20 protein-coding genes are annotated in these 18,666 nt (G+C 62.3%); 14 read left to right on the top strand and 6 right to left on the bottom strand.

What is annotated here, in order from left to right; translation table 11 throughout:
- Positions 1-132, top strand: a 132-nt coding sequence (locus KJ624_02230) for an integrase core domain-containing protein (GenBank protein ID MBU2008663.1), incomplete at its 5' end; no start/stop codon positions are given.
- Positions 133-254: 122 nt separating this feature from the next.
- Here the strand turns inward: KJ624_02230 and KJ624_02225 are convergent.
- Positions 255-968 (bottom strand): metallophosphatase family protein, encoded by a 714-nt coding sequence (locus KJ624_02225; GenBank protein ID MBU2008662.1) that lies wholly within the window; start codon positions 966-968, stop codon positions 255-257.
- 66 nt (positions 969-1,034) lie between these two features.
- Here KJ624_02225 and thiL point away from each other — a divergent pair, with 66 nt between their 5' ends.
- The 6 genes from thiL to KJ624_02195 are packed head-to-tail and all read left to right on the top strand — an operon-like array spanning position 1,035 to position 4,219.
- On the top strand, positions 1,035-2,021 hold the full coding sequence (gene thiL, locus KJ624_02220) for a thiamine-phosphate kinase (protein ID MBU2008661.1): 987 nt from the start codon (positions 1,035-1,037) through the stop codon (positions 2,019-2,021).
- Positions 1,990-2,463, top strand: a complete 474-nt coding sequence (gene tsaE, locus KJ624_02215; protein MBU2008660.1) for a tRNA (adenosine(37)-N6)-threonylcarbamoyltransferase complex ATPase subunit type 1 TsaE — start codon at positions 1,990-1,992, stop codon at positions 2,461-2,463. The genes thiL and tsaE overlap by 32 nt, the downstream gene beginning before the upstream one ends.
- Positions 2,448-3,137, top strand: a complete 690-nt coding sequence (gene tsaB / locus KJ624_02210) for a tRNA (adenosine(37)-N6)-threonylcarbamoyltransferase complex dimerization subunit type 1 TsaB (protein MBU2008659.1) — start codon at positions 2,448-2,450, stop codon at positions 3,135-3,137. Before tsaE ends, tsaB begins: the two co-directional genes overlap by 16 nt.
- A complete protein-coding gene (locus KJ624_02205; GenBank protein ID MBU2008658.1) occupies positions 3,127-3,540 on the top strand; it encodes a PaaI family thioesterase in 414 nt (137 codons plus the stop codon). Before tsaB ends, KJ624_02205 begins: the two co-directional genes overlap by 11 nt.
- Position 3,541: 1 nt before the next feature.
- Positions 3,542-3,991, top strand: coding sequence for a nucleoside-diphosphate kinase (gene ndk, locus KJ624_02200; protein ID MBU2008657.1), 450 nt, complete (start codon positions 3,542-3,544; stop codon positions 3,989-3,991).
- Between the two features lie 21 nt (positions 3,992-4,012).
- On the top strand, positions 4,013-4,219 hold the full coding sequence (locus tag KJ624_02195; GenBank protein MBU2008656.1) for a hypothetical protein: 207 nt from the start codon (positions 4,013-4,015) through the stop codon (positions 4,217-4,219).
- Here the strand turns inward: KJ624_02195 and rsfS are convergent, their stop codons facing one another.
- Entirely contained in the window at positions 4,220-4,564 is a 345-nt protein-coding gene (rsfS, locus tag KJ624_02190) for a ribosome silencing factor (GenBank protein MBU2008655.1), read from the bottom strand.
- Positions 4,565-4,657: 93 nt separating this feature from the next.
- Between rsfS and uvrA the strand changes: the two genes are divergently transcribed.
- Both uvrA and KJ624_02180 read left to right on the top strand, forming a co-directional pair.
- Positions 4,658-7,528 (top strand): excinuclease ABC subunit UvrA, encoded by a 2,871-nt coding sequence (gene uvrA, locus KJ624_02185; GenBank protein ID MBU2008654.1) that lies wholly within the window; start codon positions 4,658-4,660, stop codon positions 7,526-7,528.
- 239 nt (positions 7,529-7,767) lie between these two features.
- Positions 7,768-10,008 (top strand): PAS domain S-box protein, encoded by a 2,241-nt coding sequence (locus KJ624_02180; GenBank protein ID MBU2008653.1) that lies wholly within the window; start codon positions 7,768-7,770, stop codon positions 10,006-10,008.
- A gap of 183 nt (positions 10,009-10,191) precedes the next feature.
- Here the strand turns inward: KJ624_02180 and KJ624_02175 are convergent, their stop codons facing one another.
- The 3 genes from KJ624_02175 to rpsP are packed head-to-tail and all read right to left on the bottom strand — an operon-like array spanning position 10,192 to position 11,371.
- On the bottom strand, positions 10,192-10,821 hold the full coding sequence (locus KJ624_02175) for a redox-sensing transcriptional repressor Rex (protein MBU2008652.1): 630 nt from the start codon (positions 10,819-10,821) through the stop codon (positions 10,192-10,194).
- Between the two features lie 26 nt (positions 10,822-10,847).
- Positions 10,848-11,075, bottom strand: coding sequence for a KH domain-containing protein (locus KJ624_02170; GenBank protein ID MBU2008651.1), 228 nt, complete (start codon positions 11,073-11,075; stop codon positions 10,848-10,850).
- A gap of 38 nt (positions 11,076-11,113) precedes the next feature.
- Positions 11,114-11,371 (bottom strand): 30S ribosomal protein S16, encoded by a 258-nt coding sequence (gene rpsP, locus KJ624_02165; protein MBU2008650.1) that lies wholly within the window; start codon positions 11,369-11,371, stop codon positions 11,114-11,116.
- Between the two features lie 96 nt (positions 11,372-11,467).
- On the opposite strand from rpsP, the gene nfi reads away from it, so the two are divergent.
- From nfi to KJ624_02140, 5 genes are all read left to right on the top strand, one after another.
- On the top strand, positions 11,468-12,190 hold the full coding sequence (nfi, locus tag KJ624_02160) for a deoxyribonuclease V (GenBank protein MBU2008649.1): 723 nt from the start codon (positions 11,468-11,470) through the stop codon (positions 12,188-12,190).
- A 53-nt stretch (positions 12,191-12,243) separates the two neighbouring features.
- Positions 12,244-13,272, top strand: a complete 1,029-nt coding sequence (gene prfB / locus KJ624_02155) for a peptide chain release factor 2 (GenBank protein ID MBU2008648.1) — start codon at positions 12,244-12,246, stop codon at positions 13,270-13,272.
- Positions 13,250-14,500 carry a peptidase MA domain-containing protein gene (locus tag KJ624_02150; protein ID MBU2008647.1) on the top strand — a complete coding sequence of 417 codons (1,251 nt, stop codon included), beginning with the start codon at positions 13,250-13,252 and terminating at the stop codon, positions 14,498-14,500. The genes prfB and KJ624_02150 overlap by 23 nt, the downstream gene beginning before the upstream one ends.
- A gap of 25 nt (positions 14,501-14,525) precedes the next feature.
- Positions 14,526-16,094, top strand: coding sequence for a peptide ABC transporter substrate-binding protein (locus KJ624_02145; GenBank protein MBU2008646.1), 1,569 nt, complete (start codon positions 14,526-14,528; stop codon positions 16,092-16,094).
- 122 nt (positions 16,095-16,216) lie between these two features.
- Complete coding sequence (locus KJ624_02140; GenBank protein ID MBU2008645.1) at positions 16,217-17,431, top strand: AAA family ATPase; 1,215 nt, start codon at positions 16,217-16,219, stop codon at positions 17,429-17,431.
- Between the two features lie 154 nt (positions 17,432-17,585).
- Here the strand turns inward: KJ624_02140 and KJ624_02135 are convergent, their stop codons facing one another.
- Entirely contained in the window at positions 17,586-18,599 is a 1,014-nt protein-coding gene (locus tag KJ624_02135; GenBank protein ID MBU2008644.1) for a DDE-type integrase/transposase/recombinase, read from the bottom strand.
- Positions 18,600-18,666 lie beyond the last annotated feature (67 nt).

The following is an 18,666-nucleotide window of genomic DNA, read 5'->3' as shown; positions in this document are numbered from 1 at the left end:
GAGCCAGAGGATATCAATGAACTGAACCGGTGGTTCCAGCATTACCTCCACGTCTACAACACTGAGCGGCCCCATATGGGGCTTAATATGCAAAGACCAAAGGAGGCCATCGCCCTGTACCAAAAGTCGTGAACCATTACAAGGGACTTGACAAAGCAGCCCTTTTGTGGTATTCTGATAGTCGAGGTCGGTTGAGAGTCCATGGTTCTCCGCCGACTTCGCTTTTTTATCCCCCCTTTGCTCCCCCTATTTAACTACCAGCCGAACCTGAGGCGGTAGGCCAGAGCGGGAGGCAGGCCCTTCTCGGCCATCTTCTTCTGGGTGGTGGGGAAATCGTAGGTGACCCGGAAATGGGACATCACCCCTGCCCCGTCGTAGATAGCGTAGCTGGCGCGGGGGTCCCCGTCTCTAGGCTGGCCCACCGCACCGGGGTTGAGGATGAGCCTCTCCTTGCCCAGAGGAAGCCTCTCCGGAAGGGACCGCGCCTTCCCATTCTCCCCGAAAACCATGGGGATGTGAGAGTGGCCCACCAGGCAGAAGGGGGTGGAGAAACAGGAGAAGTTCTCCCTCGCCTCCTCAGGCCCCAGGATATACTCCCAGACAGGCTCCCGGGGGCTGCCGTGGACCAGGGTGAAGGGTTCGGCTGTCTGGATGGTTAGGAAGCCCCGGAGGTATTCCGTGTCCTCCGGGGTGAGCTGGGCGGCTGTCCAGCGGGCGGCGGCGGCGGCATGGGGGTTGAAGGTGGCCAGATCCATCTGCCCTATGGCAGCCCAGTCGTGGTTGCCGGCCACGCACACAGGGTTCAGCCCCCTCAGCCTCTCCAGGCAGAGGTGAGGGTCCGGCCCGTAGCCCACGATATCCCCCAGGCACCAGACCCCCTCCACCCCTCCCTTCACCTCTATATCCTTTAGCACCGCCTCCAGGGCCTCCAGGTTGCCGTGGATGTCCGCCAGAATAGCAATGGCCATACCCGAGAACTTTACCAGAAAGACCACCCTTTCGGTAGAGGTCGGTATGATATAATTTCCCCCGAAATGAAGGTCTCGGAGCTGGGGGAGTTCGGGCTGCTGAAGCGCCTTCAGGCCCTGGTGCCGGGGGGGCAGGGGGTGCTTCTGGGCATCGGGGATGATGCGGCGGTGCTCCGTGGCTCGGCCCTGGAGCTGGCCACCACCGATAGCCTGGTGGAGGGCACCCACTTCAACCTGGCGACGGCCTCCCCCCAGGACCTGGGCTGGAAGGCCCTGGCGGTCAACATCTCCGATATTGCCGCCATGGGCGGGGTGCCCCGCTACGCCCTGGTCTCCCTATCCCTTCCCCCCACCTGCGAGGTTGACTGGGTCCTGGCCGTCTATGATGGCCTCCTGGAGGTCGCAAGGGCCTACCAGGTGAGCATCGCCGGGGGCGACCTGCACACTGCCCCCCTGATAGCCATAAATGTCAGCCTTCTGGGCTCCCTCCAGGGGGAGGCCTATCTGAGCCGCTCGGCCTCTCGGGCGGGGGACCTGATAGGGGTCACCGGCCATCTGGGGGGGGCGGCGGGAGGCCTGCGGATGCTGAAACAGGGACTGAAGTTCAACAAAGAGGCGGAGGCCTATCTCCGAAGGGCCCACCTGAGGCCCTCCCCACGGGTGAAGGAGGGGCAGGAGCTCCTCCGTCTGGGGGTGAGGGCGGCCATTGACATCAGCGATGGCCTCATCGCCGACCTGGGCCACCTCTGCCAGATGAGCGGGGTAGGGGCCAGAGTGGTGGCAGACCGGGTCCCCATCCACCCCCTCCTCCACCAGGCCTTCGGGGCCGAGGCCCGGGAGCTGGCCCTGGGCGGCGGGGAGGACTATGAGCTCCTCTTCACCTGCCCCCCTCCCCTGATGGAAAGGGTAAGAGAAAGCCTGGACATCACCGTCCTGGGGGAAATGATAGAGGGGAAGTCGGTGCAGGTGGTGGACCGGGAGGGCCGGCCCCTCCCCTTGAGAAAGGCCGGCTGGGAGCACTTTGCCCCTGGAAATAATAAGCCACAGCCCTGAGGAGACCCAGGCCCTGGGGCGGAAGCTGGGGGAACTGGCAAAGGCGGGAGATATCCTCCTCCTGATGGGGGGGCTGGGGATGGGCAAGACCTGCCTCGTCCAGGGCCTGGCCCAGGGCCTGGGCATCAAGGAATACACCCTCAGCCCCTCCTTTGTCATCGTCCGCATCTATCAGGGCCGCCTGCCCCTCTATCACCTGGACTTCTACCGCCTGGACGAAAAGGAGGTGCTTGAGCTGGGGCTGGAAGAATACCTCTCGGCGCAGGGGATAACCGCGGTGGAGTGGGCGGAGAGGGGTCAAGAGCTCTGGCCCCCGGAATACCTGCTCATCTCCCTGTCCCTGGACTTCCTCTCCGAGAACCAGAGGCGTCTCCGGTTTGAGCCCCGGGGGAAAAAATACGAAGAAAGAGTGGAGGCCTTTAAGGGATGGAGCTGGCCCTAGATACCTCCACCGATGTCTCGGGCCTGGCCCTCTCCAGGGATGGGGAGGTGCTGGCGGAAATGAGCTGGCTGGCGGGCCAGGACCACTCCCGCCAGCTATTCCCCGCCCTGGAGGCCCTCATGGAAAGGGGTGGGGTGGGGCTGGAAGAGGTAAGGGCCATCTTTGTCGCCCTGGGCCCGGGGAGCTTCAACGGCCTCCGGGTGGGCCTGGCGGCGGCCAAAGGCCTGGCCCTGGCCCTGAAGGCACCCCTGGTGGGGGTGAGCACCCTGGAGGTTGAGGCCTTCCCCTTCCGCTCGGCTTGCTTGCCACTGTGCCCGGTCCAGGGGGCAGGCCGGGAGGAGCTGGCGGTAGCCCTCTTCCGGGAGGGTCCGGGCGGCTGGGAGAGGCTCTGGGAGGACCAGCTCATATCCCCACGGCAGCTCCTCTCTCGCCTGCCCAAGAAGGTCCTCTTCTGCGGGGAGATACCCTCCCGGTTTCTGGACCACCTGGGGGCCTGGGAGGGAGAGGCCGTCATCCCTTCCCCCTCTGCCCGCAGGAGACGGCCGGCCTTTCTGGCCGAGCTTGGCTGGCAGAGGCTCCAGGAAAGAGGCCCCGACGCCGCCGCCAGCCTCCAGCCCATCTATCTGCGCCATCCACCCATAACCCAGCGCAAGGAGGAGCTTCATGGCGGGTAGCACCAGCGGCTTCCCCCTCTGCTACGGCTGTGGACCGGAAAACCCCATAGGTTTCAAGCTAGAGGTCCGCCAGGAGAACGGGGAGACCCTGGCCAGCTTTACCCCCGGGCCCTACCACAGCGGCTTCACCGAGATGGTCCACGGCGGGGTCCTCTGCGCTCTCCTGGATGAGGTCATGGTCTATCTCCCCTTCCTCCGGGGGCTCAAATCAGTAACAGGCAAGATGGAAGTCCGCTTCCGCCGCCCCGCCCGCCCGGGGGAGCCCCTCCAGATAAGGGGCCGGGTGCTGAAACAGCGCCCCAGGGCCATCCAGGCCCAGGGCATAATCACCAACGGCGCGGGGGAGATAGTGGCCGAAGGCCAGGCCCTGTTCTATATTCTGGGCAAATATGAGGAGGCATAGCGTGGAAAGGACCCTTCTTCTGGTAAAGCCCGACGGGGTGCAGAGGGGCCTCGTGGGGGAAGTCCTCGCCCGTCTGGAAAAGCGGGGGCTGAGGCTCATCGGCCTCAGGATGCTGTGGATGGACCGCCCCCTGGCAGAGAGGCTCTACGCCGTCCACCGGGGGAAGCCCTTCTACCCCGGCCTGGTGGAATATATGACCTCGGGGCCTATCATCGCCGCCGTCCTGGAGGGCCCCCGGGCCATCGGGGTGGTCCGGCAGACCATGGGGGAGACCGACCCCACCCGTGCCAGCCCCGGCACCATCCGGGGGGACCTGGGGCTGGAGCTGGGCAGAAACCTGGTCCACGGCTCCGACTCCCCCGAGAGCGCCGCAAGAGAGATGCCCATCTTCTTTGAAGAAAAAGAGCTCCTGAACTATCCCAGGGAAATCGACCGCTGGATAATAGAATAAATACGGCTCAAAGGAGGGACTATGGCTGTCAAAGTGGTTGAGAAGGCGACGGGGAAAGTGTCCACGGGGAAGTTCGCCGCAATCAAGGGCAAGGAGGTCACTCTCTACTCCGGGATGATGAGCGACAAGAAAGGCGGCTGGCGCGGCTGCGGCAAGTGCACCGACTTCTCCGCCGACGCCGTCACCGTCAGCGCCGACGACCCCGCAAAGGAGATAAAGAAAGACTAGCTACTGGACCCGCAGCAGGGGGACGGCCTGGGCCCAGACTTCGTCCAGATGGTAGAACCCCCGCTGCTGAGCTGAGAATATGTGGATGATTAGGTCCCCATAGTCCAGGAGCAACCACCCCGAGGCCGCATCCCCCTCCCGGTGGAGCAGGGGGCTCCCCTCCTTGCCCAGGGCGGCCTCTATCCCTTCCCGGATGGCCTCCAGTTGGCGCTCGCTCTCCCCGCTGCAGAGCACAAAATAGTCGGCAAAAGCGCAGAGGCCCCGGATGTCCAGCAGGACAATATCGCTGGCCTGCTTATCCGAGGCCGCCTCTACCGCTTTCCTGGCCCTGTCTATTGTGTCCAGCCCTGAGATATCCTCCGTTTCACTCGTTTCACTATTATACCACGCCTGGCCTTTGGCCCCCATCCCCCCTGCGTGCTAGAATGATTAGTTAAGATGACGCAGGATACGATAGTTGTCCGGGGGGCCCGGGAGCACAACCTGAAGAACATAGACGTGGTCATCCCCCGGGACAAGCTGGTGGTCATCACCGGGGTCTCCGGCTCCGGGAAGTCCTCTTTGGCCTTTGACACCATCTATGCCGAAGGCCAGCGGCGGTATGTAGAGTCCCTCTCCGCCTACGCCCGCCAGTTCCTGGGCCAGATGGAGAAGCCCGATGTGGACTATATTGAGGGCCTCTCCCCGGCCATATCCATTGACCAGAAGGGGCCCTCCCGCAACCCCCGCTCCACGGTGGGCACCCAGACAGAGGTCTATGACTATCTCCGGCTTCTCTTCGCCCGGGTAGGCCGGCCCCACTGCCCCAACTGCGGCCGGGAGATTGCCCGCCAGACAGTCCAGCAGATGGTGGACGCCATCCAGCAGTTCCCCCAGAGGAAAAGGCTCATGGTCCTGGCCCCCGTTATCCGGGACCGGAAGGGCGAGCACCTGGCGGTATTTGAGGACCTGAGAAAGCAGGGCTACTCCCGGGCCAGGGTGGACAGGCGGGTCTATCCCCTGGAGGAGGCCCCCACCCTGGACAAGAACAAGAAACACTCCATTGAGGCGGTGGTGGACAGGCTGGTGGTGGGGGAGGGCGAGCCGGCCCGCATCGCCGATTCCATAGAGACGGCCCTGAAGCTGGGGATGGGGGTGGTGCTGGTGGCCACCGAGGAGGGGGAGGAGCACCTCTTCTCCGAGCACTTCGCCTGTATCCTCTGCGGGATAAGCCTGGGGGAGATTGAACCCCGGACGTTCAGCTTCAACTCCCCCCACGGGGCCTGCCCTGAATGCACCGGCCTGGGGAACAAGCTGGAGATTGACCCTGACCTCCTCATCCCCAACAGGGACCTCACCCTCCCCGAGGGGGCCATCCGCTGCTGGGTGTGGAACCACTCCTGGATGTCCTACCAACTGGAGGACCTGGCCAGTAACCACGGCTTCTCCCTGAATACCCCGGTCAGGGACCTGAAAAAGGAGCACCTGGACTTGCTCCTCTATGGGGAAGGGGGGGGGCGGGTGCGCTACCGCAGCCGCTACGGGCGCATCCGGGAGTATTCCACCGGCTTTGAAGGGGTCATCCGCTACCTGGAGAGACGCTACCGCAGCAGTGAATCCGAGCTGGCAAAGGTAGAGATTGAGAAGTATATGACCTCCAGCCCCTGCCCCGCCTGCCAGGGCAAACGCCTCAAACCCGAGTCCCTGGCGGTCACCATCTACGGCAAGAACATCGTGGATACCACCGCCATGCCAGTAAGCCAGGCCCTGGAGTGGGCAGTGGAGCTCTCCGCGGACGGGGATAAGCCTCCCATGCTCAATCCCCGGGAGATGCTCATCGCCCGCCAGGTGCTGAAAGAGATAAGGGCCCGCCTGGGCTTCCTGAAGGACGTGGGGCTGGAATATATCACCCTGGACCGGCCCTCCTCCACCCTCTCCGGCGGGGAGGCCCAGCGCATCCGCCTGGCCACCCAGATAGGCAGCGGGCTTATGGGAGTCCTCTATATCTGCGACGAGCCTACGGTGGGCCTTCACCCGGCCGACGGCCACCGCCTCATTGAGACCCTGAAGCACCTCCGGGACCTGGGGAACACCGTCATCATCGTGGAGCATGACGAGGCCATGATGCGGGCCGCCGACTGGATAGTAGACCTGGGCCCCGGGGCGGGGGAACACGGCGGCGAGGTGGTCTGTGCTGGAAAGATGGAGGACATCATCAAATGCCCCCGCTCCATCACCGGGCAGTATCTCTCGGGGGTCAGGGAGATACCCCTCCCACCCGGGCGCCGCCGGGGCAACGGCCGTTCCCTGGCAATCAGGGGGGCCAGGGAAAACAACCTGAAGGACATTGATGTGGCCATCCCCCTGGGCATGTTCGTGGCCATCACCGGGGTCTCCGGCTCAGGGAAGTCCTCCCTCATATCCGAAATCCTCTACAAGAAGCTGGCCCAGCACTTCTACGGGTCCAGGGAGAAGCCGGGGGAATGCCGGGGCGTAGAGGGGCTGGAGCACATAGACAAGGTGGTAAGCATTGACCAGTCCCCCATCGGGCGCACCCCCCGCTCCAACCCCGCCACCTATACCGGGACCTTCACCCCCATCCGGGAGCTCTTTGCCAGCCTCCCCGAGGCCCGGATGCGGGGCTACGGCCCGGGGCGCTTCTCCTTCAACGTGAAGGGGGGCCGGTGTGAGGCGTGCCGGGGGGAGGGGTATATCCTGGTGGAGATGCAGTTCCTCCCCGATGTCACCGTCCCCTGCGAGGTGTGCCACGGCCAGCGCTATAACCGCGAGGCCCTGGAGGTGAAGTTCAAGGGCAAGAGCATCGCCGAGGTCCTGGCGATGTCAGTGGAGGAGGCCCTGGAGTTCTTCAAGAACTTCCCCCGGTTAAGGACCAAGCTGGAGACCCTCAGGGATGTGGGGCTGGGCTATATCCGCCTGGGCCAGCCTGCCACCACCCTCTCCGGAGGGGAGGCCCAGAGGGTAAAGCTGGCCACGGAGCTCTCCCGCCGGGCCACCGGCCGCACCCTCTACATCCTGGACGAGCCCACCACCGGCCTCTCCTTCCACGATGTGGCCGCCCTACTCTCCGTCCTCCAGCGCCTGGTGGACGCGGGGAACACCGTGGTGGTGATTGAGCACCACCTGGATGTCATCAAGAACGCCGACTGGATAATAGACCTGGGCCCCGGGGCCGGGGACCTGGGGGGCTGGGTCGTCGCCACCGGCACCCCGGAGAAGCTAACCAAGGTGGAGGACTCCCACACCGGGCAGTACCTCAAAAAGGCCCTGGCCAAGCACCAGCCCGTCTCTGCGGCCCCCACCGCGGGATAGGTCCGGCGCTTTCCCCGGGCCCCCACGAGCTTGTTACTCGCCCCCTGTCCATTCCTTACCTGACCAAGGCCCCTCAGTAACCGCGTATAGTACCTTAGGCCAGGGGAAGAACGGGTGCGGAAAGAACACCTTTTCACTAGAGACTTCTTGCCCCTGGCTGCTCTACACTTGCAGGCAGTGGAGTGCCAAGGGTGTTGAACACGCCTTCAGACGGGAAAAACACCGACAGCAGTGTCAAGATGGACAGGGCACTTGTCGCCAGGGATGCCCCTGGCAACGAAAGGGACACCGGACGCAAGGCGGCGTGGCAGAGACTTGGGCAGGCAGCCGAGGAGTGGGCGAGAACTCTCTTAATGCCAATCGGGCTGGCGGCACTCTTTTGGGTCATTGATTCGGTCATCCATGCCTTTGTCTTCCATGAGGGTTCTCTGGCAAAAGGTATCCTGCCCCCAACGAGCCACGGAATTTTGGAACGGGGCCTAATTGTGCCTTTGTTGTTTGCCCTTGTCTATCTGCAGCAGACTCTACACAAACGCAAGCGGATGGAGCAGGCCCTGCGGGAGAGCGAGAGGCGCTACCGCCTCCTTGCCGAGAACGTGGCCGATGTCATCTGGACGGTGGACATGGGCCTGCGGTTCACCTTTGTGACACCCTCCGTGACCCCCTTGCTGGGCTACGCCGTGGAGGAACTCCTGGGCAAGAGGATGGAGGAAATCATGCCTCCGGCTTCTTTCAAACTCACCATGGAGGCCCTTGCGGAGGAGCTGGCCCCAGAGGATGGGGAGCCGAAAAGCTTTGGGCGGGCGCGGATTTTGGAGGCTGAGTTGAAGCGCAAGGACGGCTCTTCTGTCTGGGTGGAGAGGAAGGTCACCGTCCTGCGCAACCAGGAGGGTAAGCCTGTTGGTATTCTGGGCGTGTCCAGGGACATCACCGAGCGCAAGCGGGCAGAAGAAGAACTGCGAGAGTCGGAGAGAAAATACCGCCATCTCTTTGATAACCTCAATGACGCCGCGTTTCTCGCTGATTGCGAGACAGGACTGATTCTAGAAACAAACCAGCAAGCGACTGCCATGCTCGGAAGAAGCCGTGAAGAAATCGTAGGCATGTACCAGTCGGCACTTCACCCCCCGGGCCAAGCCGATAAATACAGACAGAAATTTGCTGCACATATTCAGCAAGGGCAGACCACGGACTTTGACGCTGAGGTTATCAGAAAGGACGGGACAGTCGTTCCGGTGTCAATCAGCGCTTCGACGTTGAGCATGCGCGGCCGGCACCTTATCTTAGGCCTCTTCCGGGACATCAGTGAGCTCAAGAAGGCAGAAGCGGAGAAAAAACTTCTGGAGGAGAAGGCCAAGCTGGCCAGCCATCTTGCCTCCATCGGCGGGATGGCAGCGGGCATCGCCCACGAGGTGAACAACCCCCTGACCGGCGTTCTCGGTTTCTCGGAGATCCTGATGAGGAAGGACCTCCCCGAGGCCATCAGGAAAGACGTAGAGATTATCCACCGGGGGGCGCAACGGGCGGCCTCCATCTTGAACAGGATGCTGACCTTTGCCCGCCAGCGCAAGGCGGAGCGGACCTTCACCAGCATCAACGAAATCATAGAGACCACCCTGGAACTGCGGGCCTACGAGATGGAGACCAACAATATCAGGGCGACCAGGCAACTTGACCCCGAGTTGCCGGGAACCATGGCCGACGCCACCCAGCTCCAGCAGGCGTTCCTCAACATGATCATGAACGCCGAGACGGCCATAAGGGATGCCCACCGCCGCGGCAACATCGTGGTCAGGACGGAGACGGTGCATGGCGCCATCAGGATAACCTTCCAAGACGATGGGGTCGGCATCCAACCGGAGAACATGGGCAAGATATTTGACCCCTTCTTCACGACCCGGGAGGTGGGCAAGGGGACCGGACTTGGCCTCAGTGTGTGCCACGGTATTATCGCTGAGCACGGCGGACGAATCTATGCTGAGAGCGAGCCGGGCAGGGGGACAAGCTTCAATGTGGAACTGCCCATCGTGGCCGGGGAGAAGCCAATAGACCTGCCCTGGCCTGCCGACCAGCCTCCGAAGGTGCCCGGGGCCAGGGTCCTGGTGGTGGACGATGAGCCGCTGGTAAGAGAGCTACTGGGCCAGGAGCTGGCGGGCGAAGGGTACCGGGTGGAAACAGTAGATGGCGCCGCCGCTGCCCTGGACAGGCTCCGAGGCGACGACTACCACCTCCTCCTGCTGGATATAAAGATGCCGGGCATGAGCGGTATTGAGCTATATCAGCAGACCTGCAAGTTGAAGCCGTCACTGGCCAGCAGAGTCATCTTCATCACCGGCGACACTATGAGCCCCGATACCAGAGAGTTCCTTTCGCAGGCCAAAGTCCCCTATATCGCCAAGCCCTTCAGCCTGGAGAAGCTGAAGTGGGAGATAAGGGCCGTCCTGAGGCACGCAACAATAGCCCATGAGTATGTGCGCTAATGCGCTTCTGACTTTGCAGAGGCCCGGTATCAGTTGGTTGCACAAGCCCTGGCCTGTGCAGTGACTGATGTGGCATTTGAACATGCGGCAGGGGCTGTGGATAGGCTGCTAACTAGACGGGGACACCTGAAAAGGGACTATTCCAAATCGGCACAGGGCTCTGGGTGAGCCTCTTTTTCTTGGCTAGCGCTGGGCATTCTTCAGGTAGAAGGTCATGCCCTGGAGGGCCATGACCGGGTCCACATCCCGCAGCTGAATGCCGTCAGGGACCTGGGTATGGGACGGGGCATAGTTGAGGATGGCCCTCACACCATAGCTTATCAGCTGGTTGACAACCGCCTGGGCCTCCGACGGGGGCACTGACACAATCCCGATATGAATCCGCTTGCCGGCCAGAGTGGAAGGTAGCTCGGAAATCTCCTGAACGGTAACATTGCCCAGCTTCCGCCCCACCTTGGCGGGGTCGTTGTCAAAGGCGGCCACTATCCTGAAGCCCTGGGCGGGGAAGGCCCCGTAGCCCAGGAGAGCCCGCCCCAACTTTCCCACCCCCACCACCGCCATCCCCCACTCCCGGTCCAGCCCCAGTATCTTCTTCAACTCCTGGAGGAGACGCTTGACGTTATATCCCTTCCCCTGCTTGCCAAAGCGGCCAAAATAGCTCAGGTCCTTTCTGATCTGGGCGGGCGTAAGCTGAAGCCTGGCCCCTAGCGCCTGAGAGCTCACTACCGCCTTCTTCTCCTCCTCAAAAAGGCTCAGGACGCGGTAGTAGAGCGGTAAACGGGATACAACTACCCTTGGGACCTGTTCGGCCATAGCCTCCGCCCTTCCCTGGGGAGATTCTAGAGGATGTCCAGCTTAGCTTTGGTGCCCGCCCGGGTGGCCATCACCCGGAGGATGGTTCGCAGGGACTGGGCCACACGCCCCTGCTTGCCTATGACCCTCCCCTTATCATCGGGGGCCACCTGGAGTTGGAGGACGATGCCGTCGGGGCCAGTCTCATTGGTGACGCTCACCTGGTCGGGCTCATTCACGATGGCCCTGGCCACATACTCCACCAGCTCCTTCATGCGGTCCTCAACTCCCCTGACCTGGGAAGTCGCCATATCTACTTTCCCTCCCCGGACTCTTGACCTATCCCCGCCTTGGCCAACAGCCTGGCCACAGCGTCGGTAGGCTGGGCCCCCTTCTTCAGCCAGACGAGGACGGCCTCCCGGTCAATCTTTATGGTGGCAGGGTCCATGAGAGGGCCGTAATGTCCCACAACCCCTATAAAACCGCTCCTGGGGGCTCGGGAATCGGCCACCACAATCCGGTAAAAGGGCCTGTTCTTGGCCCCCGTCCTGCTTAGCCTTATTTTTACCATGTTAGATAAAGCACAAGCTATTATGGGGCAAGGAAAATCCCCTGTCAATGCCCTTCCCCGGTTGTCCCCCCCTCCGGGCGGGAATATAATTAGGCGATGAAGATAGAGCCCCTTCACCCCTGGCCCCAGGGCCGCCAGGAAGGGATGAGGCTTCAACTTGACCTGGCCCCCAGGGTCAACCGGGAAGGAAGACCTCACGGGGTCCGGCTGGTGGCCGGCGTGGATATCTCCGCCCCAGACAAGGAGAGAAAGGCCCGGGCTGCGGCTGTGGTGCTGAGCTATCCCGAGCTGGAGATGGTGGAGTTGAAGGTGGCAAGGGAAATGCTCCCTTTCCCCTACATCCCGGGCCTCCTGGCCTTCAGGGAGCTGCCCCTCATCCTGGCTGCCCTGGAAAGGCTGGAGGAGGAGCCCGACCTCTTGCTGGCCGATGGTCAGGGGCTGGCCCACCCCCGGCGCTTTGGCATCGCCTGCCACCTGGGGCTATGGCTCGAGAAGCCCGTTATTGGCTGTGCCAAGTCCCTCCTCCTGGGGAACCACGGCCCCCTGGGAGAGGCCCGGGGGAACTGGGCGGAGCTACGGGAAGGGGGAGAGGTGGTGGGGGCTGCGGTGAGAACCCGGCAGGGGGTCACCCCCGTCTATGTCTCTACGGGCCACCTCATCTGCCTGGAGGCTGCGACAGAATGGGTCCTCCACCTCACCCGTCACCACCGCCTCCCTGAGCCCCTGAGACTGGCCCACATGGCCGCCTCGGGCGAGCTAAAGGAGAAAGAGAAGGAGCAGGACAGGCTCCCATACTTAGCTAGGAGGGTTCATGGCTGAACTGACAGAAGCGGCAGAAAGGCTGAAGGCCAGCATCTCGGAAATCATGGTGCATCTTTGACATCGCCGGAAGAGAAAAAGAGATAGCCCGGCAGGAAACGGCGACCGCCGACCCCGCCTTCTGGCAGGACCGCGAGCGGGCCCAGGAGACCCTGCGCTCCCTCGCCCGGGAAAAGGAGCTGGTTGCCCGGTGGCAGGGGCTGGAAAAGGAGGCCCGGGACCTGGAGGATCTCATCGCCTTAGGGGACCCCTCCCTGGAGGTTCAGCTCCGCCAGGAGCTGGACCTCCTCGATGCCAGGCTGAAAGGGCTGGAATTCCAGCTCGTCCTCCGTGGCGAGTATGATTCTCGCAATGCCCTCCTCTCCATCCACGCCGGGGCCGGGGGGACCGAAGCCCAGGACTGGGCCCAGGTGCTCCTCCGCATGTATTTGCGCTGGGCAGAGCGCCGAGGCTATAAGGCCGAGGTGCTGGAAACCACCCCGGGGGAAGAGGCGGGCATAAAGAGCGCCCTAGTGGCTGTAGTGGGAGAGTATGCCTATGGCTACCTCCGGAGCGAGCACGGCGTCCACCGGCTGGTGCGCCTCTCCCCCTTTGACTCCGACCACGCCCGCCACACCTCCTTTGCCCTGGTCGAGGTCCTGCCCGAGGCGGAGAAGGATGTGGATATCAAGGTGAACCCGGGGGAGGTCAGGATGGAGGCCTTTCGCTCAAGCGGTCCTGGGGGCCAGAACGTGCAGAAGACCAGCACCGCCGTGCGCCTTATTCATCAGCCCACCGGCATCACCATCAGCATTCAGAGCCAGAGCTCCCAGCTACAGAACCGGGAAATCGCGTTGCGTATCTTGCACGCCCGCCTCCTGGAGAGGGAAATGGGGAAGCGGCGCGAGGAGATGGAGAGGCTTAAGGGCAAGCACGTCTCGGCAGAGTTCGGCAACCAGATAAGGAGCTATGTCCTTCACCCGTACAAGCTCGTGAAGGACCACCGCACCGGCCTTGAGACCTCCAACGCGGCGGCGGTGCTCGAGGGGGAGCTGGACGGATTCATTGAGGCCTATCTCCGTGCCCAGGTGGCTGCTCCTTAGCCTCCTGCTCCTCCTATTGGCGGGCAATGGCCCCGCCCTGGCCCAGGGGGCAGCCCTGGAGCCCACGGTGGAGGCCGACTTCCCCGTCTCCATCACCTTCCATCTCCGGGCTCGGGCACCGGCGGAGATAACCAGGGTGGTCCTCTCCATCTGGGTTGACCGGATAAGCCCCTTTGAAGAGGTGCTGGAGCGCCACCCCAGCTTCACCCCGGGCAAAGAGGTTGAGGCCTCCTGGACCTGGGACATGAGAAAGGTGGGAGGCCTTCCCCCAGGGACGGGCCTGAGCTATTCCTGGACCGTCCAGGATGCCTCGGGGATGAAACAGCAGACAGAAAGGGCCTCATTCCCCTTTGAGGACCAGCGCTTCAGATGGAGACTGCTGGAGGCGGACAAGGTGAAGCTTTTCTGGTATCAGGGGGACGAGGCCTTTGCCCGCCAGCTCCTCCAGGCTGCCCAGGAGGCCCTGGGGAAGCTCCGCAAGGATACCGGGGCAGAGCTGGGGAGGGAGGTAGCAATCTATATCTATAATGGGACCCAGGCCCTGCAGGATGCCCGCATCTTCCCCCAGGTGTGGGAAGGTGGGGTCGCCTTCCCCGAGTACGGCATCGTGGCCATCGGCATCGCGCCGGGCAATCTGGCCTGGGGGAAGAGGGCCATCGCCCACGAGCTGGCCCACCAGGTGAGCTATCAGGTGACCTACAGCCCCTACAGCGACCTCCCCATCTGGCTTGACGAGGGCCTCTCCATGTATGCGGAAGGGGAGCCCCTGCCAGAACAGGCCCTCTCCCTCGCCAGCGCCGCGGAGGAGGGCCGCCTCTTCTCAGTGAGGAGCCTGGCCAGCGCCTTCCCAGCCGACCCTTCCCTGGCCCGTCTGGCCTATGCTCAAAGCAACAGCCTGGTGGAGTTCCTGCTCAAGAGCCGCAGCCGGGACAGCATGATGGCCTTCCTCCAGGCCTTCAGGGACGGCCTGGCCTACGAGGAAGCCCTGAAAGGGGTCTACGGCCTGGACGTGGAAGGCCTGGACAGGGCCTGGAGGGAACACCTGAGGGCAGCCACCACAGCGCCGGCCCCTGCCACAGCCCCTGCTCCTGCACCAACGCTCCAGCCCCGCCCCGTCCCCGGCCTGGTCTCCTGCCAGGCCGGCCCCAGGCCAGATATAGACCTGGGCAGCCTGCTGGGGCTCCTTCTGGGCCCGGCCCTCGTCTTCAGGAGGCAGAGAAATATTTAGAAAAAGCCGCCTTCCACTTCTTTTTTTGCTCCTGGCCCTGGCCTTTCTTTCTCTGTCCCCGGCCCTGGCCTGCCGCCGCGCCGTCCCGACGGCGGCCCAGGCCCCCGGCCAGGTCCTCACCCTCTACGATGCAGGCCCCGTCACCCTGGACCCCGCTCAGAGCCAGGAGATGCGCTCCCATATCTATGTGCTCCAGGTCTTCAGCGGCCTGGTGGCCCTGGACGCCGACCTCCGGGTCGTCCCCGACATCGCCGAGAGCTGGGAGGTGAGCCAGGACGGCCTCACCTACACCTTCAAGCTGCGACGGGGGGTGAATTTCCATAGTGGGCGGGAGGTAAGAGCCGAGGACTTCAGTTATTCCTGGGAGCGGGCCCTGAGTCCGGCCACAGCATCCCAGACCGCCCGGACCTACCTGGATGATATCGTGGGCTCTGATGAGGTCGCCCAGGGAAAGGAAACGGGACTGAGGGGGGTGGAGGAGGTGGACGGCTACACCCTGCGGGTGACTATTGATGCCCCCAAGAGCTATTTCCTGGCCAAGCTCACCTACCCCGTGGCCTTCGTGGTGGACAGGGAGAATGTCCAGAGGGGCAAAGAATGGTGGCGCCAGCCCAATGGCACCGGCCCCTTCAAGCTCAAAGAGTGGCAGCCCGACCAGCTCCTGGTCCTGGAAAGGAACCCGACCTTCTACCTGGGGCCGCCCTCACTGGAGCAGGTGGTCTTCCGGCTGTGGGGAGGGGTGCCCATGAGCCTCTACGAGACGGGCGAAATAGATGTGGCCGGCGTGTCTATAGCCGATATAGATAGGGCAAGGGACGAGGCCAATCCCCTCTACCAGGAGCTCCGCGCAGAGCCCCAGCTCAGCCTTTACTACATCGGCTTCAATGCCCAGGAACCCCCCTTTGACGACCCCCTGGTAAGGCAGGCCTTCTCCCTGGCCGTGGACAAGGAGAGGATTATCAAGAACCTGTTCAAGGGCACCGTGCAGCCCGCCGGCGGCTTTTTGCCCCCGGGCCTGCCGGGCTTTAACCCCCAGCTTGAGCCCTTCCCCTTTGACCCCCAGCGGGCCCGGGACCTCCTCCAAGCCTCCAGGTATAAAGGCCAGCTCCCCCCCGTCACCCTCACCACGGCCGGGGAGGGCAACCCCACCCCCAAATATCTCCAGGCCATCCTGACAGACTGGAAGCAGTACCTCGGGATTACAGTAAGGGTCCGCCAGCTATCCCCCGAGGTCTATTTCTACCGGCTCACGGAGGAGAAAGACCAGCTCTATTCCACAGGCTGGATAGCGGACTACCCCGACCCCCACAACTTCCTGGATGTCCTCTTCCACACCGCGAGCGAGCCGAACTCCGGCGAGTATTCAAACCCCGAGATAGACCGACTCCTGGAGAGGGCCGGGGTGGAGCCGGACCCGGCCCAACGGCTGAGGCTATATCAGGAGATAGAGCAGAAACTGGTGGAGGATGCTGCCGCCCTCCCCCTCTGGTTCTCCTCGGAATACTACCTGGTCAAGCCCTGGGTGAAGGGCTACCGCCTCACCCCCCTGGGCGTCCCCACCCTGAAAGAGGTCTATATCCTCCCCAGGCAATAGGCGGTCCAAATATGCTTGACGGGCAAAAGGGCGGGGGCTATGATGACCCCTGATGGCGATGGGGCCTAGGTGTGCCCTGACCAAGAGTTGAAAAGGATTCCGGTGGGCTGAAGGAGGAGACGATGTTCAGAAGATTTCGCGTTCGGAACTTCTTGTGCCTGAAAGATGTTACAGTGGACCTAGAACCTCTGACTACCTTCGTGGGCCCCAACAGCTCTGGTAAGTCTGCCCTTTTTAAAGCGCTTTCCACCTTCTGTAGGCTGCTTTGGTATCCTGTTCGTGGTGGACCGGGAGGAGATTTCTACGTCGAGCCTGGAGCTGGACTAGACGCTGTCGTTTGGAATGGAGACACTGGGTCACCTATCACATTTGAAGTCTGGTTTGCAGACAGTGACAGCGAAGAGCCCGACTACACTCTGGAGTTGCGCAGAAGTCTTGAGGGCTGGAGTATCGCAAGAGAAAAGTTCTTGTTCAACGGCAAATGGCTTGACACAAAAGAGGGTTTCAAGTTTCCTACTTCAAAGGAGGAAAGGTTTTGGGCAGGGCCTTTTCGGGCCCCTCTAGCATACTTGACGGCTTCTCCGCACCTTAGCCAGGACAGCGTGGTTGTCCAGTATGTCAAGCCTATTCAGGACCTGAGGGAGCGCCTGGGACGGGCCCGAAGATATAGGCCTAGCGCTAGCGATATTGCCTCCTCCATCAAGCTCGCGGCTGGCACAGAGCCTCCCGAGGTAAACGAATCAGGACGCGGTACAGCGTTTGCACTCCAAGACATTTTGACGGGCGACCGGGATACGTTCTCTATGATAGAGAAGGAACTCAGTAAATTACATGATCACGTCCTTGGCATGAATTTCAGGCCTGGGTGGCAGGGTCTAGGCTTATTCTATAGAACAACCCGCACAACAGGGGTGGATATACCAGCCACGCTAGAATCTGATGGGGTACTTCTTTCCACCTTCTTGCTCTGGCGAGTGTACTCTGCACCCGCTTATTTAAAGCTTTGCCTCGAAGAACCCGAGAACGGTGTACACTTGTTTGCCTTGAAGCAACGCTATCAGCTTTTGAAGCGATTTGCAACGGAACAGACAGGTCGTCCTAGGCCACAAATCTTGGTGTCGACCCATTCCCGTGACTTCCTTAACGCGCTCCAGCACGAATCCCGAACTGAGATGGTCAAGCAAGTCCGCCTTGTGGAGTTTAGCCCCACCACGGGCACATCTATCCGTACCCTAGCGCACTATCGGGAAATCCACCAGCTTCTGGACGAATTTAGGGGTCAAATTGGCGACCTCTGGTGGTCAGAGAAACTGTCGCATAAACCAGATAGGCAGTGAGCAATATAAAATAAGAGCTGCCGTTTGCGTAAACGGCAGCTTTGGGTAACCCTGCTCAATCAAAATAAAGTGTAACGAGCTTAATACTGGGTCACCACATCTACAACAAGATAATAGCACCGTGTTGTCGAGTTGTCAAGTCCCTTGTACAGGGTCAGGACATATCGGACAAGGCCTCCTCCTTTCCAGGGTGAGATTTGAGCCAGTTCTGGTAGAACTGTTCGGGAGTGAGATAACCCAGGGCCTGGTGAGGGCGCACGGTCTCATAGATGCGATTCCAGGCCAGTAGGGCGGCTTCCAGGCCGCCCAGGTCTGTGGGCAGTTCCTCCACCTGGTAGAACTCCTCTTCGTCGGTCCGGAAGCTGCGCTCTACCTGGCCGTTGCCCTGGGGGTAGTTCGGCCGGTTGAAGTAGTGGGTGAGTTCCAGCTCCTCCACTGTGGGGCCGAACTCCTTCAAGAACTCGCTGCCCCCGTCGGACTGAATGGCCTCCACTCGGAAAGGAAACTGGGCTACCAGGCGCTGGAGGAAGGCCGATCCCTCCCGGCTGGCAAGCCGAGGAGAAAGAGCCACCACGCGCTTGCGAGTGAAGCAGTCCACCGCACCAAACTGGTAGACCACCCGTCCCTGCCCTAAAGGGACCTGCTTGCTGTCCACTTGCACCAGACGCCCGGGCCGGTCCACCACCAGGTCTGAGGGCCGCCGCAAGCGCTCCCGGTGCCATCGGGCCGGCTTGCGGGGACGGAGAGGCTCCCGCAGCACACCCCTGGCTCTCAGCCGTGCCATGACCCGGTCAATGCTCTTGGCCGACAGCATCATCCCCTCACGCTCCAGCAGTACCCGGAGCTTCTCCCGCCCCCAGCGAGGATACTGCTCCCGGAGAGCCTGGATGCGCTGCACCGTGGCCAGAGGCACTTGAGATCGCCGCACCCTCCGGGGACGCCGGCTTTTAGGCTCCAGGGCGCTGATTCCCCCGCTGCCATAGGCCCGCGTCCATCGGCTGACGGTATCCGGGCTGAACCCAAAATGCCGCGCCGTCAACCTGACCCCGCCCCGATGCTCCTGATACCACTGGACTACCTTGAATCGGCGACTGGCTTCCTCAGAGGGCTCTGCCAGGAGCCGTGCCAGGCGCGCCGCTCCCGGCAGAATGGCCCCATAAACACCCATCGAAACCCCAGCATATCGCCCCTTCATCTCCCTTGCCAGTGTCCGACATGTGTCTGACCCTAATCAG

Source organism: Chloroflexota bacterium (genome assembly GCA_018825785.1).
GTDB lineage: Bacteria > Chloroflexota > Dehalococcoidia > JACVQG01 > JAHKAY01 > JAHKAY01.
Note: the sequence above shows the minus strand (reverse complement) of the source record. Positions and strands in the feature narration are given on the sequence as shown.